A 26,553-nucleotide genomic window follows, 5' to 3' on the forward strand; every position below is an offset into this window, starting at 1 on the left:
TAACTTTTTAGTCCGTGCTCATCCCTCCCCGAAAGTGAGCACGGATTTTTTCTATCTATTTTTCAGATTTTTGAACTGCTGTCACCGTGGAATGAACCATTCCACCTGATAATTTTGTGACAAGTTCATCGCCAATATTCAATTGCTCGACTGATTGAATCGCTTTTAAATCGCCCTTTTCATTCTTCTGCGTCACAGAATAACCACGCGCTAAAACTTTCAATGGACTTAAACTATCTAATAACAATGCTTTCTGTTGCAAGCCTTTCTCTAATTGCTGATATTGCCCTTGCATTGTTTTATTCAATAAAATTGTTGAGCGAGCCAATTGCTCTGTTAATTGAATCTGTTGACGTTGCAATAAACCAACCTGCAAACGTTTTTCTAAACTCTCAAATTTTAAAACATAATTTTGACGAATACTCTGCATCAATAATTGTAATCTTTCAGATTTAGCATCTAAACTTACTTGCTTCTCTTTGATCTTTTGCATTGGATGAAGATACGATAATTTCATTATTCGTTCTTTCAGCGATTTCTCTTGCAATGCAATCATATTTTGCATCAACTGCGTGAATTGATATTCATAGCGATCCAATGTTTGCATAATCTCTTGCTGAGAAATACTTGATAACTTGGCAGCTGCTGTTGGCGTTGGTGCACGTAAATCAGCAACAAAATCAGACAATGTTGTATCCACTTCATGTCCAACACCCGTAATCACAGGAATGGCTGATGCAAAAATTGCTCTTACAACTCGTTCATCATTGAAGCACCATAAATCTTCAATGCTTCCACCACCACGAACCACTAAAAGTACATCACAACTGGCTTCATGATTAGCTCTTTCAATGGCTTTTACAATTTGTGGTGCAGCTTCATCACCTTGCACTAAAGTCGGATAAACCTCATAAGGAATGTCAGGGCGATGATCTTTCAATACTTTTAATACATCCTGAAGCGCCGCAGCATTGGGCGATGTCACAATTCCGATTTTCTTAGGATACTGAGGAATCAGTTTTTTATGCTCAGGATTAAATAGTCCTTCTTTTTGTAATTTTTCTCTCAATTGCTCAAAAGCTAAATACAAATTTCCGCGCCCCAATGGCGCTAAGCGATTCACAACAATTTGATAATCGCCCCTTGGAACATACAAAGACAGTTTTCCTTGAATTTCTACCTTTGCACCATTTTCTATGAAATCATTAAAACTCATAGAATTGCTGCGCCAAGCAACACATTTAATCATGGAATTTGCATCTTTCAAATTAAAGTAAATATGCCCTGATTGAGCGCGGATCACATTGGAAATTTCACCTTCCACTAAACAATGAAAGAATGAATCTTCCAATTGAAACTTGATTTGATGATTGAGCTCGCTAACAGTGATATATTTCATTTCTTGAAACACAATTAATCTTCCTTCTTCGCCATTTCCCACAAATGATCCATTTCTTCCAATGTTGCATCCAACATGGGTTTATCGAGATGCTTTTCAATATATTGAAAACGTTTTTTGAATTTCACATTGGTTTCTGTGATGGCAGTTTCAGGGTCAATCTCGCAATGCCTTGCTAAATTCACCACAGCAAACAATAAATCACCAATCTCTTTTTGTAATTTTTCCTTATGCTGATTGGCTAATTCCGTTTTAACTTCTTCTAATTCCTCTTCAATTTTATCTAAAATTGGTTCAGGTTCACCCCAATCAAAACCGACTTTGGCAGCTTTTGCTTGTAAATTATTGGCAACCGTTAAACCTGACAAGGAAGCTTTAACACCATCCAAATAGCTTGGTGCCTCACCTTTAGCTTTTTTCTCTTCTGCTTTGATTGCATGCCATGCTGCTTTTTGCTCTGCCTCATCGGCATAAACAACACCTTCAAATACATGAGGATGACGGCGCAACATTTTATCATTCACGCTTTTCACGACATCATTGAAATCAAATCGCCCTTCTTCTCTCGCAATTTGTGAATGAAGCACAATTTGCAACAATAAATCGCCCAATTCATCTCGCAATCCATCGCTATCTTTTTGAACGATTGCTTCAACAACTTCTGCGCTCTCTTCATTTAAAAAAGGAATCAAACTTTCATGCGTTTGTTTACGATCCCATGGGCAACCTTCTGGCGATCTCAAAGTAGCAACGGTTTTCAAAAATTCATTCATCATGGATAATCTTATGGTGCAATGGCAAAAAATCATTATACGATATCCTTATAAATATTGACCTCGAAATTCCTGATAAAGCTCGTATAATGAATCATTTTCGCAAAGATGGTTATTCCAAAACTCTAAAATAATGACAGATATTCACAGCATATTTTCAGAAGGTGGCGAACTCTGCCAAGCCTTGCCTCACTATTCTCCTCGCGATGCGCAAATTGATATGGCCGAGGCTGTTCAACGTGCCATTGAAGATCATGAAACTGTCATCATTGAAGCAGGTACAGGAACGGGTAAAACATTTGCTTACTTAATTCCTGCATTGTTATCAGGAAAGAAAGTCATTGTTTCAACAGGGACAAAGCATCTTCAAGATCAGCTGTATGATAAAGACTTGCCGTTACTCAAGAAAATCTTCAAATATAAACCTGTCACAACTGCTTTACTGAAAGGTCGAAGTAATTATCTTTGTTTATATCGCATCAAAACATTGCGCCAACGCGGTCGATTTGAAAATAAAAAACAAGTGGATGACTTCTACAAAATCGAGCGATACGCTGGTCAAGATGAAACGGGTGATATTACCAAGCTAGAAAACTTCCAAGATTCCACATTGGCCAGTCACGTCACATCCACCACAGAAAACTGCTTACACACAGAATGTCCTGATTATGAAGAATGTTTCATTTTCAAAGCGCGTAAAAAAGCGATGGATGCAGATATTATTGTCATTAACCATCATTTATTCTGTGCGGATTTATCTTTAAAACAAGAAGGCTTTGGCGAATTATTGCCAGAAGCTGATAGCATAATCATTGATGAAGCGCATCAATTAGCCGAAACCGCGGGTTTATTCTTCAGCGAACAGATTGGCACAAAAATGTTCTCTGATTGGCTAGAGGATTTCAATCGCCTTTTAGCCTTAGAAGCTAAAGATTTCTCAAGCCATGATTCTGTAGCATCCAGTATCATTGAAGGTATGATTGAACTGCGTAAATTATTACCTGAAGGCAATAAACGTTATGCATTATCTGAATTCTATCAAGATCCAAAAGTTGCCGATCAACTGGCGCACATTGCAGATCAATTATTAGAATTGGTTGTGTTAACGAAACCTTTAATCATTCGTTCTAAAACATTGGCGCAAATCGTTGAGAGATTACAAGAACTACAAGAATCATGGACAAAAATCACAGTCACATCACAGGAAAATCCTGATGATAATACAGTGGTTTGGCTAGAAACCTATGTTCACCATTTAATGATTTGTGCAACGCCTTTAGATATTTCTGAGATTTTCCAAAAAAATAGCAAAGGCTTAAAAGCAGGCTGGGTTTTCACATCTGCAACACTTGCTGTAAATGATAAATTTGCTTATTTCTGCGCACCATTGGGTTTATCTGATGAGAATACTTTGTGCTTAAAAAGCCCATTCAACTATAAAAGCAATGCGCTCTTTTATCATCCACCTGAATTACCTGAACCTAATCACCCAACATATATCCAGAAATTTATTCGTGCGATGTTACCTGTGATTACAGAAGCCAAAGGTCGAACATTCATTCTATTCACAAGTTATCGCGCCTTGAATGAAGCTGCGGAGATTCTTAAAAAATCACTAAGCTATCCTTTGTTCATCCAAGGTGATGCACCTAAAATCACATTAATTGATCAATTCAGAGAAGCTGGTAATGGTGTTTTATTGGGCACAACAAGCTTTTGGGAAGGTGTAGATGTTCGTGGTGAAGCATTATCTTGTGTGATCATTGAAAAACTGCCATTTGCATCACCTGGTGACCCCATTGAACAAGCCAAAATTGATCTAATTAACAAAAAAGGATTGAATGCTTTCATCAACTATCAATTACCCAAATCTATCATTACTTTAAAACAAGGCATTGGCCGATTGATTCGTGATCCTAACGATTACGGTTTATTAGTGATTGCTGATCCAAGATTAGTGACTAAAGCTTATGGCAAACAATTTTTAAGTAGCTTACCTGAAATGGCGAAAACACAAAAATTAGAACGCGTTCAGAAGTTTTTTGAATATGTTGAGAAAAAACGCTTAGAATAAGCCAAATTTTATTGAAGGACTTTTTATGTCATCGACGTTACAAATATTTATCTACCCAATCGTTGTAGTTTTAGCTTATTTAATTGGTTCGCTCTCTGCTGCCATCATCACATGTAAAATAATGGGATTGCCTGATCCAAGAACAACAGGTTCTAATAACCCTGGCGCAACAAATGTTCTACGTATTGGTGGCAAAAAAGCTGCGATCTTTACTTTAATAGGTGACTTATTAAAGGGATTAATTCCCGTTATGATTGTTAAATTTGTATTTCCAACAGAGCCTTTATTAATCGCATTAACCGCTTTAGCTGCATTTTTAGGGCACTTGTTTCCTGTATTTTTCCAATTCAAAGGTGGCAAAGGCGTTGCAACTGCTTTGGGCTGCATCATCGGCTTAAATCTTTGGGTTGCATTATGCGCATTTGGTGTTTGGTTAGCTATTTTCTTGCCTACTAGAATATCTTCATTATCCGCATTAACAGCTGCGGTTGTTGCACCTATCTTTCTCTGGCTATTTGATGCTTCGATTTCAGTTGTCATCGCTATTGTGATTATGGATATTTTATTGATCATCCGTCATAAAGAGAATATTCAGCGCATTTTGAAAGGTGAAGAAAAAAAGATGACTTTCAAAAAATAGTCATATATCCAGTTTAAACTATATCTGAAACCTTCTCACCACAGATGAGAAGAATAAAAGTTTAAATTATTTGAATACAACTAGAGCGATTTCACTATAACTTCATAACAAAGGCAGAAGCATGACGATTTTAGATGCAATCTATTTAGGCATTATTGAAGGAATCACTGAATTTATTCCAGTATCATCCACTGGGCATTTAATTGTATTAAGCCAGTTTTTAGGTGTTGAGCAAAATAATGTCAATAAAGCATTTGAAATCATCATTCAGTTTGCAGCAATTCTTGCTTTAGTCTTTGTTTACCCATCAAAANGGCATTATTGAAGGAATCACTGAATTTATTCCAGTATCATCCACTGGGCATTTAATTGTATTAAGCCAGTTTTTAGGTGTTGAGCAAAATAATGTCAATAAAGCATTTGAAATCATCATTCAGTTTGCAGCAATTCTTGCTTTAGTCTTTGTTTACCCATCAAAATTCACATTCAAACATACAAAATTATGGTTAAAAATTGCCTTAGCATTTTTACCTATTGCCATCATTGGTTTCATCTTCTCCAAACAAGTTAAAGCTATGTTCAGCATTGATATTGTGGCTTGGATGTTCATCATTGGCGGGATTGTTTTCTTGATTGTGGAAAAATTCTATAGTGAACAAAAAACACATATCACAGATGTTGAAGATGTTAGCTTCAAGCAAGCTTTATACATTGGGATTGCTCAAGTTTTCGCATTAATCCCAGGGACATCAAGAGCTGGTGCAAGCATTGTGGGTGCAATGTTGGTTGGCTTGAATCGTAAAGCGAGTGCGGAGTTTTCATTCTTGTTAGCCGTGCCTGTCATGTGTGCAACCACAGCTTATGACCTATATAAGCATCACAATGAAATCTTTCAAGAAGGCAATTTACTCAACTTAGCTGTGGGGTTCGTGGTTTCTTTCTTGGTGGCTTTAGGCGTGATTAAACTATTTTTAAAATTCTTAGAGAAATTCACATTCGTAGCATTTGGTATTTATAGAATTCTATTTGGCATTTTAATTTTAGTGATGTTCTAAAACATCCTAAACTAAACGTTTACGCTGAGCTGAACTTGGAATTTCCAGAGTTTCACGATACTTAGCAACTGTTCTACGAGATAATTCATGGCCTTTAGCTTCCAATGCTTCTTGTAACTTTTGGTCACTCAGAGGCTTTCTTTTATCTTCTTCATTGATAATTTCTTGTAAAACTGCACGAATAGCAACGCCAGAAGCATCTTCATCTCCACCACTTGAAACCTGATTTGTAAAAAAGAAATTGAGTGGCAATGTGCCTTGCGAGCAAATCATATATTTTCCTGCCACTGCGCGAGAAATTGTTGATTCATTCAATGAAACTGCTTCTGCGATATCTTGTAAACGAAGCCCTTTCATTGCTTTTTTGCCATGTAAAAAGAAAGCTTGCTGTGCATCCACAATTGCTGTCGCAACCTTCAATAAAGTATCAAACCGATCTTCAATGCTCTTTAAAAAGAAGCGCGCTTCCGTTAATTGAGAACGCATTAAATCACGCCCTTCCATTTTTGCACGCTGTGCTAATTTGGCATATTTGCGATTAATGCGGAGCTTTGGCAAAATTTCTTCATTCAAAGTTACTGTTAATTTGTCACCTTTTTGTAAAACAATCACATCTGGCTTCACTACTTCCACTTTATTGCCACGATAATTAATCGCAGGATAAGGATTTAAACTTTTAAAGCCTTCAAGCATTTCAATCACTTCTTCTTCTAAGAAATGATAATTACGCTCAATACGTTTAAGATCATGTTGCAGTAACCACTTAGAGTGATAGCGCAATAAATCCATCGCTTCATCTTGCCAATATGGTTTGGGATCTAATTGTCTAATCTGCTGTATTAAGGATTCTTCTAAAGATGTTGCGCCAATCCCAGGAGGATCAAACTGCTGAATATGACGAAGCACCATCATTACTTCATCTTCATCAATGTCTAAATCAGGATATTGTTCAGATAGTGCATCCACCATATCAGATGCTGGTTGCGTGAAATATCCGTTATCATCCAATGAATCAATGAGAAATGTACCGATGATTAAATCTTTTTGTGATAATTTTAATAATATTAACTGATTTAATAAATGCTCTTCTAATGAAATGTCATAAGTATTGGTGTCAAAGTTATCAATTTCATCACCATTACTTTTAAAACTTAAATGATCTAATGAACCACTATCCTCATAACTACCCCAATCTTCTATCACTTCAAAAGGAGTTTCTTGATCTAGATCAAGAGATGAATTGTCATTTTCAATCACCCCATCATTATTCTGATCATTTTTTAAACTACCCGTTTCTAGCTCATAGGATGATAAATCGAAATCATTCTCATTATTAACATCCTGTTCTATCATCATATTTTCTTCAAGAAATGCAGAAACTTCATTCTCCAATTCTAACTGAGAACACTGCAAAATCTTCAGCGCATTCTGCATTGACTGCGTCAATACCATAGTTTGCGACTGTTTTTGTATTATACTAGAATTAATTTTCATGTCTCGGCAGTGTATCACAGAATTAATAAGAGCAACTTTATGTGAAATTCTTCACAATAATATTGTATAGTTATACATGGTTAAGTACAGATGATCAGATTTTTTCTCCAACTTTTTTGTAATTTATAGGATTGCAGTGTGAATAATAAAAAATTATTACTTGTTGATGATGACATTGAGTTCTCAGAACTTTTATCCACTTACCTAGCGGGTGAAGGTTTAGAAATCGTTGTAGCTCACGATGGAAATGAGGCTGTAGCCATTGCACAAACATCTGTATTTGATGTTTGTTTATTAGATGTGATGATGCCTAAATTAGATGGTATAGAAACATTAAAACAATTACGTCAAACACATCCTAATTTACCAGTCATTATGTTAACTGCTAAATCTGAACCCATTGATCGTATTTTAGGCTTAGAATTAGGTGCAGATGACTACATCGCAAAACCACCTGAGCCACGTGAATTATTGGCAAGAATCAAAGCAATTTTGCGCCGAGCAAGCCAAACAACAACACCTGTTGTAGAAAGTTTTGAAAAAGATAAAATCCATTGGGATAAACAAAAGCGTATTTTCTATATCAATCAAAAACCAATTGATTTAACTGGTATTGAATACGAAATCTTAGTTGTATTGGCAGAGAATCCTGGTGCTGTTGTACCTAAAGATACGATCTCTATGCAAGCAATGCACAAGAAATTACCACCATTTAATCGTAGCTTAGATGTTCACATCTCCAACATTCGTAAGAAAATTATGGATGAAGATGTAGAAATTAAAAGCGTTCGTGGCCGCGGCTATCAGTTGAGTGTATAGATATTATGCGCCTTAAATTGAAAGAATTTTCTAAAAGTTTTCTATTTAGGGCATGGTTGTCCGTTGTATTGGCGTACAGCATTATCGTGCTATCCGTACAATTGGCGTATGTTTATATCGCAGATGATTATAATGATGATTGGAAAGAAATTTATCACGAAGAAGTGATTCCTGTGCTTTCCAACATCGTCATTGCAGGTAATGGTGCAGATATCAGCAACCCTATCTCTATCATTGAAGAATTAGCAGAAAAATACTCTGAATATTTATCAATCTATTATTTAGGTGCGATCACTTCTAATCAGAATGTTTTAAAGGCTCATTCAGAACTTTTTGAAATGAGTAATATTAAACAAAATCAATTAATATATTTTACTGATAAAAATAAAAATCTATATTTAATTGAAATTAAAAATCCAAGTCATTCAGTATTATATTTTAGTCTTTCAACGGAAGGTTTTATCCTCCGCAGCATTCCGATTTTTGGCTTAATCCTATTTTTCACATTCTTTTGGGCTAGACGCTTCCTTGTGCCCATTGAAGCCCTCATTAAAAGTGCCCAACAGGTTGGTAAAGGCAATTTGCAGCTCATTCCACCTGAAGCAACACAAAATTCTACACCAGAAATTAAAGAGCTAACGCAAACTTTCAATATCATGGTGCAAAATCTCACTAAGCTTCAAAAAAGCCAACAAGAGATGATTTCTGATATTGCCCACGAACTACGTTCACCATTAGCACGCCAAAAATTAGCCATCAACTTATTGAAAGAACGACAATTTCATAAGTTTGATTATAAAGAATTATTGGATCGCATCGAGAATGAAGGGCTTCGTTTGAATGAACTCATTGATGAGATTCTAAACTATCTACGTCCATTACAAAATCAACAATCATTATGTAAAAATGCTGATCCAATCTATTTAACATCCTTGCTAGAATCAATTTTGGATGATGCTGCATTTGAATTTTCTAAGCAGAATAAAGGCGTTGAAATCCAAGTGGATGTTGATCAAGATTTAGTGGTTTTAGGTGAATACTTAAAATTAGAACGTGCAGTTGAAAATATCGTACGCAATGCCCTATTCCATACCAAACCTTTTACCAAAATCCAAGTCACGTTGAGCCGTGATGAAGCAACCAAAGAAGCAGTTATCTCTGTACGAGATCATGGTTGTGGTGTGCCTGAAGAAAATATTCCTTTCTTAACGAAACCTTTTTATCGTGTGGATAGTGCTCGAAATAAAAGAGATGGCGGTTATGGTTTAGGATTAACCATCACGCATGCCATTATTACCTACCACAACGGTTCTCTGATCTTCAAAAATGCTGAAGATGAAGGTTTAATCGTTCTCATCAAATTACCATTAATCTCAGACAATTCATAAATAGGATAGGCTTCACGCTCATTTTCGAGTAGAATAGTATCCCTTTATATCAAGTTTGATTAGGTTAATGTATGAGCGAACGTTTACAAAAAGTATTGGCTAATTTGGGCTTAGGCTCTCGTCGCGCAATGGAAGATTGGATTCGCGAAGGCAGAGTTTCAGTTAATGGGAAAGTTGCCATCTTAGGTACAACGGTTGATGGCTCAGAAAAAATTCTAGTCGATGGCAAACCAGTTCAAGTGGATGATTCTCCTTTAGTGCGTAGGATTATTGCATATCACAAACCTATCGGTGAAGTGACAACACGCCACGATCCTGAAGGTAGAAAAACAATTTTTGATAGCTTACCGCCCATCAAAAATGGTCGTTGGATTTCAATTGGCCGTTTAGATATTAATACACAAGGTTTATTGCTACTCACTAACGATGGTGAATTTGCCAATAAAATGATGCACCCTTCTAGCGAAGTAGAGCGCGAATATGCTGTGCGCGTTTTAGGCACGTTGACAGAAGAAATGGTGACAGCCATGAAAACAGGTGTTGAATTTGAAGATGGTATTTCTAAATTTGATGAAATCCTTTATTCCGGTGGAGAAGGCGCAAACATTTGGTATCACGTTATTCTAAAAGGTGGAAAAAACCGCGAAGTTCGCCGCTTGTGGGAATCACAAGGTTTAACAGTATCGCGCTTAATGCGTGTACGTTATGGCAGTTACACAATGCCAAAAGCACTGCGCCAAGGTCACTCAATTGATTTAGATATTGATGCAACTAAAGCAATTTTAGAAGATGCTGGCATGCAATTTCGCATTGAAAACTTCTATGCACCACCAGAAAACAGAAAGTCTCAGTATAAAGCAAAGCCTAGTAAACGTTTTGCAAATAGCTCTGTATCAGAAAAGCCACGTGCATCTTCAACAGATACATCTAGAAAAATGAGAGCAGAGTTTGGTTCATCTGAATCAAGAAAAGCACCATCTAGATCATCTGAACGTACGGATCGTAATACTCGTACAGAGCGAACTGACCGTACTGCACGCGCAGCAAGTAGGCCTGCTGGCAGAACTTCAGCTGAGCGCCCAACAAGATCATCTAAACCAAATAATCGTAGATATGACAGAGACTAAAATTCCTGCACTTGCCATTACTGATCTCGCAAAAACGTATCATAATGGTAAAGAAGCACTCAAAGGCATCAACTTAACCGTTGAGCAAGGCGACTTTTTTGCTCTGCTTGGTCCTAATGGTGCGGGTAAATCCACAACCATTAGCATCATTACTGGTTTATTAGATGCAACACATGGTCATGTTGAAATTTTTGGGCATGACCATAAATCCGATATGCGTAATGCAAAATCATTGGTTGGCTTAGTGCCACAAGATTTCAACTTCAATCAGTTTGAATTGTGTGAAGAGATTTTAATCAACCAAGCAGGTTACTTTGGTGTACCACGTAAAATTGCCAAAGAGCGCGCTGCAAAATATTTAGATTTACTACACCTAACAGATAAAGCTAAAGTAACCGCGCGTAATTTGTCAGGTGGGATGAAGCGCCGTTTATTGATTGCACGTGCTTTAATGCACGAACCAAAACTATTGATTCTAGATGAGCCAACAGCTGGTGTTGATATCGAAATCAGACGCCAAACTTGGGATTTATTACAAAGAATCAATGCAACAGGCACAACAATTATTTTAACAACCCATTATTTGGAAGAAGCTGAGCTCCTTTGTAAAAATATTGCCATCATCAATCATGGTGAAATCGTTCAGCACTGCTCTATGGATAGCTTATTAAGACAATTACAGTCAGAATCTTTTGTACTCAGTTTAAATGAGCCATTGAATACTGTACCTGATAGCACCGAGGGATTAACCTTTACAGTGATTAATCCTATGACGTTGGAAGTGGAAATTGAAAAGCCTCATTCTGTCACAACAGTATTTGATATCCTGAGAGATCATCGCATTAATGTGGATACACTTCGCAACAAAGCTAACCGCTTAGAAGAGTTATTCATTAAGTTAACTAGCAATAAGGAAGCATAATCGTGAGTCGTCAAAATGTAAATTGGATCGCCTTCCAGACGATTTTAGTCAAAGAAATTTTACGATTTATTCGAATTTGGCCACAAACATTGTTGCCACCAGCGATTACGACTGCATTATACTTTATTATTTTTGGTCAGATCATTGGCTCGCGCATTGGTGAAATGGGTGGTTTTAGTTATTCTGAATACATCGCGCCTGGCTTAATCATGCTCACTGTAATCAATAATAGTTATTCGAATGTTGTTTCATCATTCTTTGGTGCTAAATTCCAACACTATGTGGAAGAATTACAAGTTTCTCCAATCTCCAACCTACTCATCATTGCAGGCTATGTTGCAGGTGGAATTGCACGTGGCTTAGTTGTCGGTGTTATCGTAACAATTGTGACGTTATTTTTTACGCCAATTTCTATCCATAACTTCCCATTAACCATTGTAATATTTTTGTTAACTGCTGCTGTATTCGCTTTAGCTGGCTTCATCAATGCAATTTTTGCTAAATCTTTTGATGATATCTCCATTATTCCGACATTTGTTTTGACGCCTTTGACATATTTAGGAGGAATTTTCTATTCAGTTAGCCTTTTACCTGGTTTCTGGGAGAAGTTATCCTATTTTAATCCTATCCTTTATATGGTGAATGGTTTCCGTTACAGCATGTTAGGTATTTCTGATATCAGCATTGGTTGGACGTTAACAATTTTATGCCTTTTATTTGCAACATTGTGTTTCGTTGCAACATATTTAATGAACAAAGGAATTGGGCTAAAATACTAGTTCATTCTTATAATTACTACTTTTAGAGTTTCCACCATGATCAAGCTTTCTTCACTTATTCTTGGCGTTCTTTTATTAGCAGGTTGTGCAGGCAACAACCCCGCCGATCCTTATGAAAAATATAACCGCAAAGTGTATGCGTTTAACACAACATTGGATGAGGTCTTATTAAAGCCTGTTGCAACTGGCTATCGTGCTGTCACGCCTAATCTTGTACGTGATGGTATTGGTAATGCTATTGACAACCTAACTGAGCCTCGCAACATGGTGAATAACTTGTTACAAGGTCGAATCACTGCATTCTTAGAATCCACACATCGTTTTGTATTCAATAGTACATTTGGTTTAGGCGGTTTAGTTGATTTAACAAGCACATTCAAATTACCTGAATATAAAGCTTCCGATTTTGGTATGACTTTGGCTTACTACGGTTGGGAAGAGTCTAGCTACTTCCTATTACCTTTCTTGCCACCACGTACATTCCGTGATCAAGTGGGATTGGGCGTAGATGTATTCATTACTGATCCTCGCGTTTATGTAATGGACGTTAAAGGTGAAGTGATCGTAGCTGTTGTGGATAATGTGAATGCGCGCTCTAATCTATTAGAAGCAGATAAACTCTCTAAGAAAATTTCTTTAGATAACTATGTGTTCCAACGTGAATCTGTTTTACAACACCGCAATAATCAATTGAGAAAATCAGGCATTGATGTGCCAGATCAATCTTACAATGATGAAGATGATGATGAATTTTCAATTTCTGATATTGCTCGACAAAATGCTCAATAGTTAATTATGGATAAATCGATACCGTTACGTCGCCGAATTCGTGCAAAAGCCATCACTGTTTTATTAAAGTTCTTTGCCTGTTTTTCTTTAAAGACTCTGTATCGATTCTCTAATGCTATTGCATCATTGTTGATTACATTCCCTAACCAAACGAAAGAGATTGCTCGACAAAACATTGCATTAGCATTTCCTGAATTATCAGCAGATGAACAAAAACAATTGCTACATCAAACTTTACGCCACAATACAGCAACCATGTTTGAATTAAGCTTCATGTGGCTCAATTCTTATGAAAGAANGTGAATCTGTTTTACAACACCGCAATAATCAATTGAGAAAATCAGGCATTGATGTGCCAGATCAATCTTACAATGATGAAGATGATGATGAATTTTCAATTTCTGATATTGCTCGACAAAATGCTCAATAGTTAATTATGGATAAATCGATACCGTTACGTCGCCGAATTCGTGCAAAAGCCATCACTGTTTTATTAAAGTTCTTTGCCTGTTTTTCTTTAAAGACTCTGTATCGATTCTCTAATGCTATTGCATCATTGTTGATTACATTCCCTAACCAAACGAAAGAGATTGCTCGACAAAACATTGCATTAGCATTTCCTGAATTATCAGCAGATGAACAAAAACAATTGCTACATCAAACTTTACGCCACAATACAGCAACCATGTTTGAATTAAGCTTCATGTGGCTCAATTCTTATGAAAGAATCTTAAAATCTGTGACAAAAATTACATTGCCACCAGAGTTTGCAGAAGATCAAAAGAACTTTGAACAAATGATTTTCATCACTCCACATTTTGGCTCATGGGAATTAAGCGGTTTATATGCATCATCTTTATATCCTTTAGCAACCTTGTACCGCCCTAGCCGCTTATACATTGATCCTTTAATCATTGAAGGCCGTGGTAAAAATGGTGCAACTTTAGTTTCAACCACAGCTCAAGGTATTCGCGACATGATGAAAGCGATGAAAAATGGTCGAAGCGTTGGCATTTTGCCTGATCAAGATCCAGGCGCCAAAGATGGTATGTTTGCACCTTTCTTCGGATTAGATGCAAGTACAATGACGCTCGTTTCTAAACTAGCTAATCGCTTTAAAATTCCTGCGTACATCGTAGCTTCTAAACGTGATCTTACATCAGGAACTTTCACAATTGAACTCATTAAAATTGATAATCAATTACAAAGTGATGATACTTTAGACTCCATTACAGCATTAAATCAAGCCATAGAAATAGAAATCAGAAAATCCCCTGAACAATATCTATGGACATATAAACGTTTTAAAACCGCGCCAAAAGGCGAGCCTAACCGATATCATTAATCTATGCGTATTTATATTGCTTTGCCGCTGGCTATTAATGCCACAGTTGAATTAACAGACCCTCAATTCAATCACATTGTACGTGTGATGCGTAAAAAAGAAGGTGATGAATTAATCTTATTCAATGGTGAAGGCGGAGAATATCAAGCAGAGATTACAGCCATTAATAAGCGCTCTTTATTGATTAAACTTATTAAGTTTAATGAAGCCAATCGCTCTTCTCGTTTAAATATTCATTTAATTCAAAGCTTTGCTAAATTTGATAAGATGGATTTTGTGTTTCAAAAAGCTACTGAGCTGGGTATTGCCAAGTTAACACCATTCACAAGTGAACACAGTAGTTTTAAACTGAGCGCGGGCAATAAACAAGATAAAAAATTATCCCATTGGCAAGGTATTTTAGAAAGTGCGTGTGAGCAATGTGGCTTAAATATTGTGCCAAAATTGACAGACTTTGCCTCCTTAAAAAATATTCAAGAAATTTTAGATGATCGCCCTTATTTAATTTTATCACCAACAGCAGAAAAGTCATTAGGACAATGGCTCAATAGCGAATCCTTAGAACAGACTGATTTTGGCATCATTATTGGCCCTGAAGGTGGATTCAGTGATTCAGAATTATCACTCTTATCTAACCATCCTAATTGCCATCCTGTTTCATTAGGAAACAGAATCTTACGCACAGAAACAGCGGCATTATCTGTATTAAGCAGTTTACATTCTCGCTTAGGAGATTGGGCATAGCCCTTGTTTTTCATCTGTACAGTCACCATTGTTAGTGTCATCATTACTTTTAACACTATCAATTTTAGGAAACTGTCATGAAACTTCCTCGCATATTCTTCATCATGGATCCGCTTCATAGCTTAAATATCCATAAAGACAGCACATTATCAATGATGATGGCTGCTCAAGATCTTGCGGATAAATGCTACTATGTTGAGCCTTCTGCTATTTTTGTGGATGAAACTTTAGCGAAAGCTACAGTACAAGCTGTTCGCATCGATTTATCACAAGAAGAATGGTATCAACTGAAAGAAGCTGAAGTCATTACTTTCTCAGAAAATGATATTCTCCTACAGCGCAAAGATCCGCCATTTGATATGCACTATATTTATGTGACATATCTTTTAGAATTGGCTGAAAAACAAGGGGCTTTAGTATGTAATAGCCCAAGATCATTGCGCGATTGTAATGAAAAACTTTATACAGCTTGGTTCCCTGAACTGTGCCCACCAACATTGATCACTAGCCAATATAAGTATTTAAAAGATTTTGTCGCAAAACATCACGATACCATCATCAAACCTTTAGATGGCATGGGTGGCAGTGCGATTTTTAGAATCCAAGAAACAGATCCAAATCTTAACGTGATCATGGAAACATTAACTGAACATCAAAAAACACCTGTGATGATTCAGCGCTATATTCCTGAAATCAAAAAAGGTGATAAGCGCATTTTGCTCATCAACGGTGAACCTGTTCCCTATTCTATGACGCGCATCCCAGCTGAAGGCGAAACTCGTGCCAATTTAGCAGTTGGCGGTACGGCAATTGTAGAACCGTTATCTGAGCATGATTTTGAAATCTGTGCCAAAGTTGCACCAGAATTGAAAAAACGTGGTTTATATTTTGTGGGTTTAGATGTAATCGGTGACTATTTAACAGAAATTAATGTCACGAGCCCTACTGGCATTCGCCAAATTGAAAATTCAACTGGCATTCCTGTCGGGCAAGACCTCATCGCTGTATTGATTGAAGAATGGAAAGATAAGCGCAATGGCAGTTAACTATCGTGGCCAATTTTTAATTAGCATGCCACATATTCATGATGATGTATTCCATCGCTCTGTGATTTTCATTGCTGAACACACAGAGCAGTTTGTTTTGGGCATCATCATTGATCAAGAGCTTCTTCTATCACAACATGAACCAGAAAAACCTTTGGCTTTAGATGTTGTGTTAAAAGATGTTGATCAATTAGATTTTATTTCTGAAAAACCTAAAGCTTCAAAAGTATTGCCCGTTCTTCATGAACAGATTCAACAATGGACAAAAAATGCTGAAGTTTTACCCAATATTGAATTCACAGAGTCCATTGATGTCTTAACCAATATTAGTGATTCGTATCCTGAAATTTCCCATTCTCTTGTGGAGAGTTATTCAGTTTGGGATACACCACAATTCAATCAAGAGTTGAGAAACAATATTTGGATGCCCATTCCATTCGACAAGCAATTTTTATCCTCAAGAGATGATAAGACATTGCTATGGAATGAGCTATTTGCAAGCTCTGGGGGTAAATATTAATAATTTATCTGAACAGATGGGTAGCGCTTAAAAAATCCTTCGCATGATGAAGAGATTCACACTCTTGCAATAAGTGTGCTCGAATCTCTTCTGATACAGGCAACATATCCGGCACAATAATCACAGGCACATTTGCAGAAATCGCAGCAGTTGCACCGTGACAAGAATCTTCAAACATCACCAATGTTTGCTTATCCATTCCTAAAAATTCAGACGCTTTGTTCACAATTTCAGGATGTGGTTTTGGGTTCACAACATCATCAAACGAATAGATTTTCTGAAAGTGCAAATGAATATCATGATGATTCAACATGGATTCGATGAATTTCGTTTGATTATTAGAGGCAATCACACATGGAATATCATTACCACTCAAAAATTCTAAAATCTCTTTAGCACCTGCTTTGATTTCCACATCACCCACTTCTAGATGAGATTCAGCAATTGTTTGAACTGCTTTAATAAAGTGATCTACATCTTCCATGCTTAAGAATGGAAAATCATTTTGATAAATTTCATACAGTGCTTTATTCGATGTACCAACATATTTTTTATAATATTCTCTATCATAATTTTCAATGCCGTATTTCGGTGCTAATTCCATACAGATATCGCAATATAACTGCTCTGTATTGAATAACAGACCATCCACATCAAATATCGCCCCGCGAATTTCTCTCATTTTAACTCCTAATTTAACAAATTACGGGATATAAACATCCAGTCGAGTATTTGGCGCTTCAACACTATAGCTTGGCTTAAAATCACCCAAATATTCTGATTTTGCAGGACGTTTAACCACAATGCGTTGCATGCCACGACCGCTTTTTAACAAAGTTAATGCTGTTGATAATAGCTCAGAACTATCAGGATCATCCCCCACTAAATCACGCACCATGCGAAGATCCAATTTCACCAAAGCAGATTTTTTACGATGTGGATACATCGGATCCATATAGCAATTATTGGGCAGCTCGATACTTATATCTTCAATCGCTTGCTTGAGATATTCGATAGAATTCATTCGATTCAATTGAATACGATTAGCCATATCTGGCATTTCATTGTGTAATGAATGAATCGACTCAGATAATAAAACCTGCAATGTTGGATTGCGTTCAAAGAAAGTCACATTGAAACCTGAATACGCCAACATTCCACCATCTCGTCCTAATCCTGCGGTTAAATCCCACACAGATTGCGGCTCATTATTTTTCCATTTAAAAGCACGTAAAATCGGCTCTTGAGCTTTATTCAATTTGGAAAAACGCCACAATTGCTTTGGTGATGCAAAGTCTACATGCAATTTCTGCTTTGCTTCATCTTGCCAATAAAGCTCTTCGCCATCCCACACAAAAGATGGCAATTGATATGGTTCAGATTGAATTTCATATTCATTGAAAAAATCAGGCTGAATATCGCTTTTAATAATGAGTGGAGATGAATTCATATTATTCCTGAATAAAGCTACGCAACAAACCAATCTCTTGATCCCAAATCTCAGGATTTGTGGTTTCTAAAATCAACGGAATATTCTCAAACTGAGGATTCTGCATGATGAATTTGAAAGGCTCTATGCCTATTTTGCCTTGCCCTAAACTATCATGACGATCCACTTTGCTACCAAAATCTGTTTTAGCATCGTTCAAATGCATTGCACGAAGATATTGATAACCCACAGTTTCTTCAAACTGTTTGAATGTACGCTCACAATCTTCTTGTGTGCGTAAATCATAACCAGCCACAAATGTATGGCATGTATCAATACAAACACCTACGCGGCTTTTATCTTCCACTTGATCAATAATTTCAGCCAATTGCTCAAATTCAAAACCTAAGTTTGAGCCTTGCCCTGCTGTATTTTCAATCACAGCTACAACTTCTTTAGTTTGATCCAAAGTGATATTAATGGATTCAGCAATCTTAGCTAAACACTCAGATGTAGAAATTTTATTTAAATGGCTGCCTGGATGAAAGTTTAAAAGCTTAATTCCTAATTGCTCACAACGTTGCATCTCATCTAAAAATGCTTCACGGGATTTTTCCAAGCCTTCAGCTTCAGGATGACCTAAGTTAATCAAATAACTATCATGCGGTAAAATTTGTTGGTCTGTAAAACCTAATGCTGCACATTTTCTTTTAAAATCAGTAATCACTTTAGCTTCTAATGGCTTAGCCTTCCATTGACGCTGATTTTTTGTGAACAATGCAAAAGCATTTGCACCAATCTCTTTCGCACGAAGAGGCGCTTGATCCACACCGCCCGCAGCGCTGACATGCGCACCGACAAAATAAGTCATATAATTTCCCTAATGCCTCCTAATAATAATTAGCCTGTATCATACTAAAAAGAAGCATCCCTTTCAGAGAATAATCTCCCACCATATTTTGATATCTTTTATCACATTTATTCAAAAATATGATAATTCTCAAAGTTTATATTACCTGTAAAAACAAAAAGATGATCGTAGGTCAAAGTATTTTTCTATGTTATGCGTAAACTAATACCATTGGCATAAATGGGGAGGTAATTGTGTTACTACAAATACATCAAAGTGATAATCAAGTTTTTGAATCAATTGTTCAAAAATTAAAAGAGAAATCTTATCAAGACTTGCGTGCATTGCCCGAACGCGAGCAATTGGTGGTTGATGAAATTTCTGAACACACAACCATTGAAGTTACTCAACAATTGTATGACATTGATTCTGCGGTTCATATTACTGTGACTCAATTTTTATGGCTATCTGATGCTAATTCACCTAATTTCATTGATAGCATGCAAAATGTATTGATTCCTTTGCCTAATCCAAATCCTAGCCTTATTTATTCAGGTCATTGTAAATCTGAATTTTTCTATGCACTGAAAGACAGTACAATCACTGATGATATCTTTATTCGCAATGACTATGCCGAAGAGCATACTGAAGAAGTTGCCGATTGGTTTGGCACAACAGGCTTAACAGATTCAGAAGAACGAATGCTACCTAAATATGTTCGCTATGAATATGGTGACTTATTAGTGGACGAAGATGGATTAAAAGCCCATGATTTAACGTATTTAGGGCAATATACGCTCAATGCTAAACTCATTAAATTATTGCGATTAGATACATCATCACAACCTAGCCAGATTTATGTTTGGCATTATTATGATGATCATTACGCTTATGCTTATCGTCATGCTGATGGCACATTGGCTTATGAAATTGGTAATCGATGCCCGATTGACCAATTACAAAAAGCTAAGCAAGCTTAGTATGAACAAAATCTAATCGTTGTTGAGTATCTTCTGCAATGGTTTCATCTTGTAATGCATTCAACAATGTTTCAATGGCAGCAAAGTCATTACAACACAGCAAAATATCTACACCTGCATTGAAGCATTTTTGTGCTTTATCTACTACTGAACCTAGATGCTCAGCACCTTTCATATCCAAATCATCACTGATGATTAAACCGTCAAAACCTAAATCATCACGCAAATAATTCATCCATTTAGGCGATGAAACTGCTGTATGCTCAGCATCAAAGTTCTTATAAATAATATGTGCTGGCATGATTGCTTCAATCCCTTCTTCGATCAAGGTTTTGAAAGGCAGAAGATCATTTTGGATAATTTCCAATAATGGGCGATCATCTACAGCCACACCCAAATGCGTATCAATTTCCACATAGCCATGACCTGGAAAATGTTTAGCAACACCAATGCTATTACGAGATCTTAAACCTAAATAGAAAGCTTGAACCAATAAGCTTGTTGTCACAGGATCACTATGAAATGCACGATCACCAATCACATCGTTATGGCCATAATTAATATCACACACAGGCGCATACGTAAAATCAACACCCACTGAAGCAAGCTCTGTTGCAATGGTTTTGCCATATGAATATGATGTTCTTAATGCAGCTTTTGGATCATTATGATAAGTTTCTTCCAATGTATTCATGGCAGGCAATTTTGTAAAGCCTTCACGAAAACGCTGAACGCGTCCGCCTTCATGATCCACAGAAATGAGCAAGTCAGAATTAATCTGACGAATACCTTGCGTTAAAGCAATGAGCTGATCTTTATCTTTATAATTGCGCGTGAATAGAATTACACCCGCAACCAATGGATGTTGCAACCATTGCTGTTCTATTTGTGTTAATTCATAACCTTGTAACCCGATGATCAAACCGCCGATTCGATTCATGATTCCTCTTGTGCTATGCCAAAGTACTGCCAACATTTAGATGTTGCAACACGACCTTTCGGTGTGCGCATTAAAAAACCTTCTTGAATTAAATAAGGCTCTATCACATCTTCCAGTGTACCACGATCTTCACCCAATGCTGATGCAATTGTATCTAATCCTACAGGTCCACCTGAGAATTTTTCTACAATCAATTGAAGTAATCGGCGATCGTGTTCATCCAACCCATATGCATCAATTTCCAACATATTCAGTGCTTCTTGTGCAATAGCAACATCAATAATGCCATTAGAGCGAACTTCTGCAACATCTCGAACTCGTCTTAATAAACGATTCGCAATTCGTGGTGTGCCACGAGAACGCTTACCAATTTCTTCAGCGCCTTCTTGCGTTAATTCAACATTCAATAAATTGGCAGAACGTAATACGATCGATGTTAATTCAGTATTAGAGTAGAACTGCAAACGCGACATAATACCAAAGCGATCACGCAAAGGAGATGTCAATAACCCAGCACGAGTTGTCGCACCCACCAATGTAAATGGTGGCAAATCAATCTTAATAGAACGCGCGGCAGGACCTTCGCCAATCATAATATCCAACTGATAATCTTCTAATGCAGGATACAAAACCTCTTCAATCATTGGGCTTAAACGATGGATTTCATCAATGAACAACACATCATTGGGTTCGAGATTTGTTAATAAAGCAGCCAAATCCCCTGCTCTTTCTAAAACTGGGCCTGAGGTTTGTTTTAAACCCACATCCAATTCATTGGCAATGATATGTGCTAAAGTTGTTTTGCCTAATCCTGGCGGGCCAAATAACAAAACATGATCCAAAGCTTCGCTACGATTTTTTGCAGCTTGGATAAAAATATCCAGTTGATTACGCAACGCTTCTTGCCCTGTGTAATCATTTAAATATTTAGGACGAATGGCACGATCAACAACTACTTCTTCGCGTTGTTTCTCACCACTAATTAAAATTCTGTCAGATTCAATCATCTATACTTTCAACCAAAATGTCACAGGACCATCATTTTCTAAAGAAACTTTCATATCTGCTGCAAATTTACCTTGCTCTACGTTATTCACTAAAGTTTTGGCATAGCCAACACTATATTCAAATAATGCTTCACTCATAGATGGATCTGGGCTATCACTGAATGATGGACGGCGACCTTTATCTGTATTGGCTAAGAGCGTAAATTGCGATACCAACAAAAGCTCACCTTGAGTATCCAATAGTGACAAATTCATTTTGCCATTATCATCTGAAAAAATACGGTATTGAGCAATTTTTTCCATCATTTTATTAGCAGATGCTTCAGTATCACCTTTTTCAACTGCCACCAAAGCTAAGATACCTTGATCAATTTTTCCGACAGATTGCCCATCAACTTTAACTTCTGCCCAGTTTACACGTTGTATCAAAGCAATCATTGTGCTTTGATCTCATCAATATTTTTCATAGCTGCTTCTAAACGGCGCATAAACATAGATGCTGTTTCTTGGCGCAATATGCGCGATACATTTTGTAGATCTGTAGATTTTCCTAACAAGTTAGATTCATCATAAGTAAAATCTCGTTCGCGTGTTAAAGTTGTTGCAGGCATAATTTCATTGCCTTGATCATCTAACACTTGAACCGTAACATTCAATGTGACAACTTCTTCTGTATCACGATTAGCTGCTAAACCTGAAACTGTACGTGCAGTTTGGCTTTCAGATAAAACCTGAATAATGACATCTGCATCTTTCTGATTATTCACAACTTTCACATGCTCAGGAAAGAATCGCTTAACAGAAGCATAGAATGAATCACGCTGAGAAGGATTATAACCTTCCATATATACATTTTGATAATCAGTTGGCCATGGAATTGTGCCACGCAACTTAAAGCCGCAACCTGCAATCACCATTAATGAAAAAACTAATATAAATTTACGAATCATAGTGCATTACATCATCATTTGTGAGAAATCGAAATCAAGTGCCAATCTTGCAGAACCAATCATATTGCCACAAGCGTAAGGAATATTATATTCCCACACTAATGTCATACTTGTTGGCGAGTTAACACCCATTGCTAACACGCTCGCACTTTTTTGTGCCATTGTTTCCAATAGTTTTGGGAACTTCATCATCTCTTCACTGGAAATATTACGACTCATTCGCCCAATACAGTTCTCAGATAATGCAATCAATGCAATATCCAACTCAGTCACTTGTGTTGATGTAATATCAACAATATCATGCACCATACCTGCATAACCTGCATTACCTAGCGCTTGATAGAATTTTTTAGCAGCTTCAAAGTGATCGTTCACTACTTCTTCTGCCAAACCAATCACAATTTGTTTCGCTGAGAAAATATCGTGCCCATGTTTTTTAATCCATTCGACCAATTCATCTACTTTATCTAAATAGTACATGGATAATGGCAAAATCAATCGTTTATTATCAGCACCTACAGCTTTTAAGTTAGCAATAGCGCTCGACATCATGAATTGATCTAATTGGCTCATCAAATTGATGTTGGATGTATATGTAAAACTTTTATTCCAAACAGATAATTCACCTGCGTCATCGTATAGATTAAAAGAAGCAATGTAGTTTTCTTGACCTTTCATCGAGAAATCTACAACAGGAATATATGATTGTTTAATCTGCTGTTTTTTCAAGCTCAAGAATAATGGCATGAACTCTTCATCAACAGTTTCGCCACCATGTTCGATAGCATCAGCAGTTGCTTCTGCATGTTCATTAGCTTCTGCTTCATCATCGGTAAATACAACACGAGTATCAAATAATCCAGCCAATTCATCTAAGCGATTACAAGCATCAGAAATGGTTGCAACAGAATCACCAAGATTTGTATAAGCAAAAGTGAATTTACCCTGAATTACGATATCATTATCTTTATATATAAAACCTTCTGAGCTTGAAACAATTGCCATTCCCAAGCGATCAACTTTCGTCATATCACTGTTTGTTAATAGCAAAACAATGCTTTCATCGGAATAACGCGCGTAATGCAAATTATCAATTTGTGCGCCCAAATGTTTTGATAGATTTAAGAAATATGACTCTAAAGCTTCTACGCCAAATTTTTTACGGAAATCAAAGTAATCCTGTAAAACTAAACTCACTAACCATGAAGAACTACCCACAAAGTTGGATAAGTTATTAATGAATGACAACCTATCATAAAATTTTGCTTGTTCAGACAATGGCTGTACTTCAGTATTAGATGCAGCAACAACAGCATTTTCCGAAGAGCCTCGTGACACAAATAATTCAATGCATGATTTTTCTTCAAACATGCCTTGTTTCAATACAACTTCCTCAGCAACTAAGTCGCCATTTGGATGCTTTAATGATAATTTTTCAGACTGCTCTTTACCTGTTTTACCAACGATTTTCATCATTTTTTTGAACTGTGCAGATTCATCACCTGTCACATATTCAAGCACAGTTGTTGCTGCTAAATCGATGAATTGTTTAAAACCAAAATATTGCAAGAATGCATCATTGGCATACAAGAAAATTCCATCTTCAGCACCAAAATATGCAATCAGATCCTCTGATGTTGAGGCAAATTGTTCTGTAATTTCAGTTAAACGTGCATTTTTCTCTAATGTATCTCGATAACCCAATTGAGTTTTCAACTCAAAAATCGCGCGAACCATCTGTTTAAATAGAACATCGCCTTGCTGCAATATTCCAACATCGATTGCACCTTCTTGAATCATAATTTGGCGCTTTTCTAAAAACTGCTCTTCATTGACTAAGACTAGAACTGGCGTTGCTTTGATGCCTATTGCATCATTCACTTCTTTTAACACAGGAACTTTTGGAGAATCTTGCAAAATGACAAGATCACAATGATCTTTATTCACAGCAACATTAATACCATCCACGGAATCTGTCGTTGTAACATCAAATGTGATTTTACCATCAACAGTATTCGCCCGAATTAACTGTCGAAGCTGCGTTACTTTTTCAGCATTATTTTCAACATAGAGTATTTTGTAGATCTCATTGCCCATTATTATTTGCTTCCCTTAGTTCTAACTACAACATTCTAGCCTATATCAATGAAAATCACACTAGATTAATCGGCCATACAAATCATATACATCAGCTTCTTCAATCTGAACTTTAACAATCTGTCCCACAATAGAGCTGTTTGCATCTTCAATATATACCAAACCATCAATTTCTGGTGCATCTGCCATTGTGCGGCCAATTGCCACACCTTCTTCAGCATCAAATTCATCGATCAATACATCCAATACTTTACCTACTTTAGCATGTAATTTCTCTTCCGAAATCTTTGCTTGAAGCTCCATAAAACGTGCTAAACGCTCTTCTTGAATTTCCACAGGAATAAATTCTGCAATATCATTCGCTGGTGCACCTTCAACTGGAGAATAGATAAATGCACCTACACGATCCAAACGAGCTTCCTCAATGAAGTCTAATAACATTTGGAACTCGTCTTCAGTTTCACCAGGAAAACCTACGATGAATGTTGAACGAATTGTAATTTCGGGACAAATCTCACGCCATTTTTTAATACGATTCAACATATTTTCACTGTTTGCAGGGCGTTTCATTTCTTTCAAAATGCGCGGTGAAGCATGTTGCATTGGTACATCGATGTAAGGCAAGATTTTACCTTCTGCCATCAATGGAATTAAGTTATCCACATGAGGATATGGATAAATATAGTGCAAACGCACCCAAACATCTAATTTTGCTAATTCTTCACATAAGTTTTGAATATGTGTTTTAACTGGCTTACCATCTGCAATGCCCAATTTATATTTAACATCAACACCATAAGCACTTGTATCTTGCGCAACAACCAACAATTCTTTTACACCAGATTGTGCTAATTTTTTAGCTTGGCTTAATACATTTTCAACTGGATAAGATTGATGCTTACCACGCATTGTTGGAATGATGCAGAATGTGCAACTGTGATTACAGCCTTCTGCAATTTTCAAATACGCATAATGCTTTGGCGTTAATTTAATGCCAGCTTGTGGCACTAAATCCATGAATGGATCATGTGTTTTTGGTAAATGATGATGCACAGATGCCATCACTTCTTGGAAAGCATGAGGACCAGTCACACTCAATACATTTGGATATTTTTCCAAAATCGTATCAGCTTTTGCGCCCAAACAACCTGTCACAATCACTTTACCATTTTCATCTAAAGCTTCGCCAATCGCATCCAAACTCTCTTGAACAGCAGAATCAATAAAGCCACATGTGTTGACAACTACAAGATCTGCATCATCATATTTCGGTACAATTTCATAACCTTCTGTGCGCAATTGCGTCAAAATATATTCAGAGTCCACCAATGCTTTAGGACAACCAAGGGATACGAAGCCAATCTTAGGAGTAGTCACAATTCAACC

The 26,553-nt window shown here is 36.8% G+C and carries 28 protein-coding genes; 16 read left to right on the forward strand and 12 right to left on the reverse strand.

Going from position 1 to position 26,553, the window contains the following annotated elements:
• Positions 1 to 55: 55 nt before the first annotated feature.
• Together xseA and mazG are read right to left on the reverse strand one after the other, a co-directional pair.
• On the reverse strand, positions 56 to 1,411 hold the full coding sequence (gene xseA / locus BZK16_RS01240) for an exodeoxyribonuclease VII large subunit (protein ID WP_233145141.1): 1,356 nt from the start codon (positions 1,409 to 1,411) through the stop codon (positions 56 to 58).
• 2 nt (positions 1,412 to 1,413) lie between these two features.
• The gene (gene mazG / locus BZK16_RS01245) at positions 1,414 to 2,175 is read right to left on the reverse strand and encodes a nucleoside triphosphate pyrophosphohydrolase (RefSeq protein WP_233145142.1); all 762 of its coding nucleotides are present in this window, start codon (positions 2,173 to 2,175) and stop codon (positions 1,414 to 1,416) included.
• A gap of 130 nt (positions 2,176 to 2,305) precedes the next feature.
• Between mazG and BZK16_RS01250 the strand changes: the two genes are divergently transcribed.
• The 4 genes from BZK16_RS01250 to BZK16_RS01265 all read left to right on the forward strand — a co-directional run bounded on the left by BZK16_RS01250 (position 2,306) and on the right by BZK16_RS01265 (position 5,941).
• Positions 2,306 to 4,246: an ATP-dependent DNA helicase gene (locus BZK16_RS01250; protein ID WP_077927084.1), complete on the forward strand. Its 1,941-nt coding sequence runs from the start codon at positions 2,306 to 2,308 to the stop codon at positions 4,244 to 4,246.
• Positions 4,247 to 4,271: 25 nt separating this feature from the next.
• A complete protein-coding gene (gene plsY, locus BZK16_RS01255) occupies positions 4,272 to 4,886 on the forward strand; it encodes a glycerol-3-phosphate 1-O-acyltransferase PlsY (RefSeq protein WP_077927085.1) in 615 nt (204 codons plus the stop codon).
• Between the two features lie 121 nt (positions 4,887 to 5,007).
• Positions 5,008 to 5,211: an undecaprenyl-diphosphate phosphatase gene (locus tag BZK16_RS01260; RefSeq protein ID WP_077927086.1), complete on the forward strand. Its 204-nt coding sequence runs from the start codon at positions 5,008 to 5,010 to the stop codon at positions 5,209 to 5,211.
• Positions 5,183 to 5,941, forward strand: a complete 759-nt coding sequence (locus tag BZK16_RS01265) for an undecaprenyl-diphosphate phosphatase (RefSeq protein ID WP_077927087.1) — start codon at positions 5,183 to 5,185, stop codon at positions 5,939 to 5,941. The genes BZK16_RS01260 and BZK16_RS01265 overlap by 29 nt, the downstream gene beginning before the upstream one ends.
• Positions 5,942 to 5,947: 6 nt before the next feature.
• On the opposite strand, the gene rpoN is transcribed toward BZK16_RS01265, so the two are convergent.
• Positions 5,948 to 7,435, reverse strand: a complete 1,488-nt coding sequence (rpoN, locus tag BZK16_RS01270; RefSeq protein ID WP_077927088.1) for an RNA polymerase factor sigma-54 — start codon at positions 7,433 to 7,435, stop codon at positions 5,948 to 5,950.
• A 138-nt stretch (positions 7,436 to 7,573) separates the two neighbouring features.
• Between rpoN and BZK16_RS01275 the strand changes: the two genes are divergently transcribed.
• The 11 genes from BZK16_RS01275 to BZK16_RS01325 all read left to right on the forward strand — a co-directional run bounded on the left by BZK16_RS01275 (position 7,574) and on the right by BZK16_RS01325 (position 16,914).
• Complete coding sequence (locus BZK16_RS01275; protein ID WP_077927089.1) at positions 7,574 to 8,254, forward strand: response regulator transcription factor; 681 nt, start codon at positions 7,574 to 7,576, stop codon at positions 8,252 to 8,254.
• Between the two features lie 17 nt (positions 8,255 to 8,271).
• Entirely contained in the window at positions 8,272 to 9,642 is a 1,371-nt protein-coding gene (locus tag BZK16_RS01280) for a sensor histidine kinase (protein WP_233145144.1), read from the forward strand.
• Positions 9,643 to 9,713: 71 nt separating this feature from the next.
• On the forward strand, positions 9,714 to 10,769 hold the full coding sequence (gene rluB, locus BZK16_RS01285; RefSeq protein ID WP_077927091.1) for a 23S rRNA pseudouridine(2605) synthase RluB: 1,056 nt from the start codon (positions 9,714 to 9,716) through the stop codon (positions 10,767 to 10,769).
• Complete coding sequence (locus tag BZK16_RS01290) at positions 10,756 to 11,691, forward strand: ABC transporter ATP-binding protein (RefSeq protein WP_077927092.1); 936 nt, start codon at positions 10,756 to 10,758, stop codon at positions 11,689 to 11,691. The genes rluB and BZK16_RS01290 overlap by 14 nt, the downstream gene beginning before the upstream one ends.
• A gap of 2 nt (positions 11,692 to 11,693) precedes the next feature.
• On the forward strand, positions 11,694 to 12,470 hold the full coding sequence (locus tag BZK16_RS01295; RefSeq protein ID WP_077927093.1) for an ABC transporter permease: 777 nt from the start codon (positions 11,694 to 11,696) through the stop codon (positions 12,468 to 12,470).
• A gap of 36 nt (positions 12,471 to 12,506) precedes the next feature.
• Complete coding sequence (locus BZK16_RS01300) at positions 12,507 to 13,259, forward strand: MlaA family lipoprotein (RefSeq protein ID WP_077927094.1); 753 nt, start codon at positions 12,507 to 12,509, stop codon at positions 13,257 to 13,259.
• A 6-nt stretch (positions 13,260 to 13,265) separates the two neighbouring features.
• On the forward strand, positions 13,266 to 13,562 hold the full coding sequence (locus BZK16_RS01305; protein WP_077927095.1) for an LpxL/LpxP family acyltransferase: 297 nt from the start codon (positions 13,266 to 13,268) through the stop codon (positions 13,560 to 13,562).
• A 133-nt stretch (positions 13,563 to 13,695) separates the two neighbouring features.
• On the forward strand, positions 13,696 to 14,604 hold the full coding sequence (locus BZK16_RS01310) for a lysophospholipid acyltransferase family protein (RefSeq protein WP_077927096.1): 909 nt from the start codon (positions 13,696 to 13,698) through the stop codon (positions 14,602 to 14,604).
• Between the two features lie 3 nt (positions 14,605 to 14,607).
• Positions 14,608 to 15,348 carry a 16S rRNA (uracil(1498)-N(3))-methyltransferase gene (locus BZK16_RS01315; protein WP_077927097.1) on the forward strand — a complete coding sequence of 247 codons (741 nt, stop codon included), beginning with the start codon at positions 14,608 to 14,610 and terminating at the stop codon, positions 15,346 to 15,348.
• Between the two features lie 77 nt (positions 15,349 to 15,425).
• Entirely contained in the window at positions 15,426 to 16,394 is a 969-nt protein-coding gene (gshB, locus tag BZK16_RS01320; RefSeq protein ID WP_077927098.1) for a glutathione synthase, read from the forward strand.
• Positions 16,384 to 16,914 carry a YqgE/AlgH family protein gene (locus BZK16_RS01325; protein ID WP_233145145.1) on the forward strand — a complete coding sequence of 177 codons (531 nt, stop codon included), beginning with the start codon at positions 16,384 to 16,386 and terminating at the stop codon, positions 16,912 to 16,914. Before gshB ends, BZK16_RS01325 begins: the two co-directional genes overlap by 11 nt.
• A gap of 4 nt (positions 16,915 to 16,918) precedes the next feature.
• On the opposite strand, the gene BZK16_RS01330 is transcribed toward BZK16_RS01325, so the two are convergent.
• The 3 genes from BZK16_RS01330 to nfo are packed head-to-tail and all read right to left on the reverse strand — an operon-like array spanning position 16,919 to position 19,214.
• Positions 16,919 to 17,596 (reverse strand): HAD family hydrolase, encoded by a 678-nt coding sequence (locus BZK16_RS01330; RefSeq protein ID WP_077927099.1) that lies wholly within the window; start codon positions 17,594 to 17,596, stop codon positions 16,919 to 16,921.
• Between the two features lie 21 nt (positions 17,597 to 17,617).
• Positions 17,618 to 18,364 carry a class I SAM-dependent methyltransferase gene (locus tag BZK16_RS01335; RefSeq protein WP_077927100.1) on the reverse strand — a complete coding sequence of 249 codons (747 nt, stop codon included), beginning with the start codon at positions 18,362 to 18,364 and terminating at the stop codon, positions 17,618 to 17,620.
• A gap of 1 nt (position 18,365) precedes the next feature.
• Complete coding sequence (gene nfo / locus BZK16_RS01340; RefSeq protein ID WP_077927101.1) at positions 18,366 to 19,214, reverse strand: deoxyribonuclease IV; 849 nt, start codon at positions 19,212 to 19,214, stop codon at positions 18,366 to 18,368.
• 233 nt (positions 19,215 to 19,447) lie between these two features.
• Here nfo and BZK16_RS01345 point away from each other — a divergent pair, with 233 nt between their 5' ends.
• Positions 19,448 to 20,173, forward strand: coding sequence for a hypothetical protein (locus BZK16_RS01345; RefSeq protein WP_077927102.1), 726 nt, complete (start codon positions 19,448 to 19,450; stop codon positions 20,171 to 20,173).
• On the opposite strand, the gene nagZ is transcribed toward BZK16_RS01345, so the two are convergent.
• Genes nagZ through rimO form a run of 6 tightly spaced genes read right to left on the reverse strand, consistent with a single transcriptional unit; the run spans position 20,160 to position 26,544 of the window.
• A complete protein-coding gene (gene nagZ / locus BZK16_RS01350; RefSeq protein WP_077927103.1) occupies positions 20,160 to 21,113 on the reverse strand; it encodes a beta-N-acetylhexosaminidase in 954 nt (317 codons plus the stop codon). The genes BZK16_RS01345 and nagZ overlap by 14 nt on opposite strands.
• Entirely contained in the window at positions 21,110 to 22,120 is a 1,011-nt protein-coding gene (ruvB, locus tag BZK16_RS01355; RefSeq protein WP_077927104.1) for a Holliday junction branch migration DNA helicase RuvB, read from the reverse strand. Before ruvB ends, nagZ begins: the two co-directional genes overlap by 4 nt.
• On the reverse strand, positions 22,121 to 22,558 hold the full coding sequence (gene dtd, locus BZK16_RS01360; protein ID WP_077927105.1) for a D-aminoacyl-tRNA deacylase: 438 nt from the start codon (positions 22,556 to 22,558) through the stop codon (positions 22,121 to 22,123).
• The gene (locus BZK16_RS01365) at positions 22,555 to 23,070 is read right to left on the reverse strand and encodes an LPS-assembly lipoprotein LptE (protein ID WP_077927106.1); all 516 of its coding nucleotides are present in this window, start codon (positions 23,068 to 23,070) and stop codon (positions 22,555 to 22,557) included. Before BZK16_RS01365 ends, dtd begins: the two co-directional genes overlap by 4 nt.
• Before the next feature lie 6 nt (positions 23,071 to 23,076).
• On the reverse strand, positions 23,077 to 25,167 hold the full coding sequence (locus BZK16_RS01370) for an EAL domain-containing protein (RefSeq protein WP_077927107.1): 2,091 nt from the start codon (positions 25,165 to 25,167) through the stop codon (positions 23,077 to 23,079).
• 60 nt (positions 25,168 to 25,227) lie between these two features.
• Positions 25,228 to 26,544, reverse strand: a complete 1,317-nt coding sequence (gene rimO, locus BZK16_RS01375) for a 30S ribosomal protein S12 methylthiotransferase RimO (protein WP_077927108.1) — start codon at positions 26,542 to 26,544, stop codon at positions 25,228 to 25,230.
• Positions 26,545 to 26,553: the final 9 nt, after the last annotated feature.

Origin of the sequence: Wohlfahrtiimonas populi (assembly GCF_002006795.1) — a bacterium.
GTDB lineage: Bacteria > Pseudomonadota > Gammaproteobacteria > Cardiobacteriales > Wohlfahrtiimonadaceae > Wohlfahrtiimonas > Wohlfahrtiimonas populi.

What these genes read in the sequence shown, in the direction of transcription:
- mazG (WP_233145142.1), bottom strand. Translation starts at nt 2,175, where the DNA reads ATGATGAATGAATTTTTGAAAACCGTTGCTACTTTGAGATCGCCAGAA.
- BZK16_RS01250 (WP_077927084.1), top strand. Translation starts at nt 2,306, where the DNA reads ATGACAGATATTCACAGCATATTTTCAGAAGGTGGCGAACTCTGCCAA.
- plsY (WP_077927085.1), top strand. Translation starts at nt 4,272, where the DNA reads ATGTCATCGACGTTACAAATATTTATCTACCCAATCGTTGTAGTTTTA.
- rpoN (WP_077927088.1), bottom strand. Translation starts at nt 7,435, where the DNA reads ATGAAAATTAATTCTAGTATAATACAAAAACAGTCGCAAACTATGGTA.
- rluB (WP_077927091.1), top strand. Translation starts at nt 9,714, where the DNA reads ATGAGCGAACGTTTACAAAAAGTATTGGCTAATTTGGGCTTAGGCTCT.
- BZK16_RS01290 (WP_077927092.1), top strand. Translation starts at nt 10,756, where the DNA reads ATGACAGAGACTAAAATTCCTGCACTTGCCATTACTGATCTCGCAAAA.
- BZK16_RS01300 (WP_077927094.1), top strand. Translation starts at nt 12,507, where the DNA reads ATGATCAAGCTTTCTTCACTTATTCTTGGCGTTCTTTTATTAGCAGGT.
- BZK16_RS01310 (WP_077927096.1), top strand. Translation starts at nt 13,696, where the DNA reads ATGGATAAATCGATACCGTTACGTCGCCGAATTCGTGCAAAAGCCATC.
- BZK16_RS01315 (WP_077927097.1), top strand. Translation starts at nt 14,608, where the DNA reads ATGCGTATTTATATTGCTTTGCCGCTGGCTATTAATGCCACAGTTGAA.
- gshB (WP_077927098.1), top strand. Translation starts at nt 15,426, where the DNA reads ATGAAACTTCCTCGCATATTCTTCATCATGGATCCGCTTCATAGCTTA.
- BZK16_RS01325 (WP_233145145.1), top strand. Translation starts at nt 16,384, where the DNA reads ATGGCAGTTAACTATCGTGGCCAATTTTTAATTAGCATGCCACATATT.
- BZK16_RS01330 (WP_077927099.1), bottom strand. Translation starts at nt 17,596, where the DNA reads ATGAGAGAAATTCGCGGGGCGATATTTGATGTGGATGGTCTGTTATTC.
- BZK16_RS01335 (WP_077927100.1), bottom strand. Translation starts at nt 18,364, where the DNA reads ATGAATTCATCTCCACTCATTATTAAAAGCGATATTCAGCCTGATTTT.
- nfo (WP_077927101.1), bottom strand. Translation starts at nt 19,214, where the DNA reads ATGACTTATTTTGTCGGTGCGCATGTCAGCGCTGCGGGCGGTGTGGAT.
- nagZ (WP_077927103.1), bottom strand. Translation starts at nt 21,113, where the DNA reads ATGAATCGAATCGGCGGTTTGATCATCGGGTTACAAGGTTATGAATTA.
- ruvB (WP_077927104.1), bottom strand. Translation starts at nt 22,120, where the DNA reads ATGATTGAATCTGACAGAATTTTAATTAGTGGTGAGAAACAACGCGAA.
- dtd (WP_077927105.1), bottom strand. Translation starts at nt 22,558, where the DNA reads ATGATTGCTTTGATACAACGTGTAAACTGGGCAGAAGTTAAAGTTGAT.
- BZK16_RS01365 (WP_077927106.1), bottom strand. Translation starts at nt 23,070, where the DNA reads ATGATTCGTAAATTTATATTAGTTTTTTCATTAATGGTGATTGCAGGT.
- BZK16_RS01370 (WP_077927107.1), bottom strand. Translation starts at nt 25,167, where the DNA reads ATGGGCAATGAGATCTACAAAATACTCTATGTTGAAAATAATGCTGAA.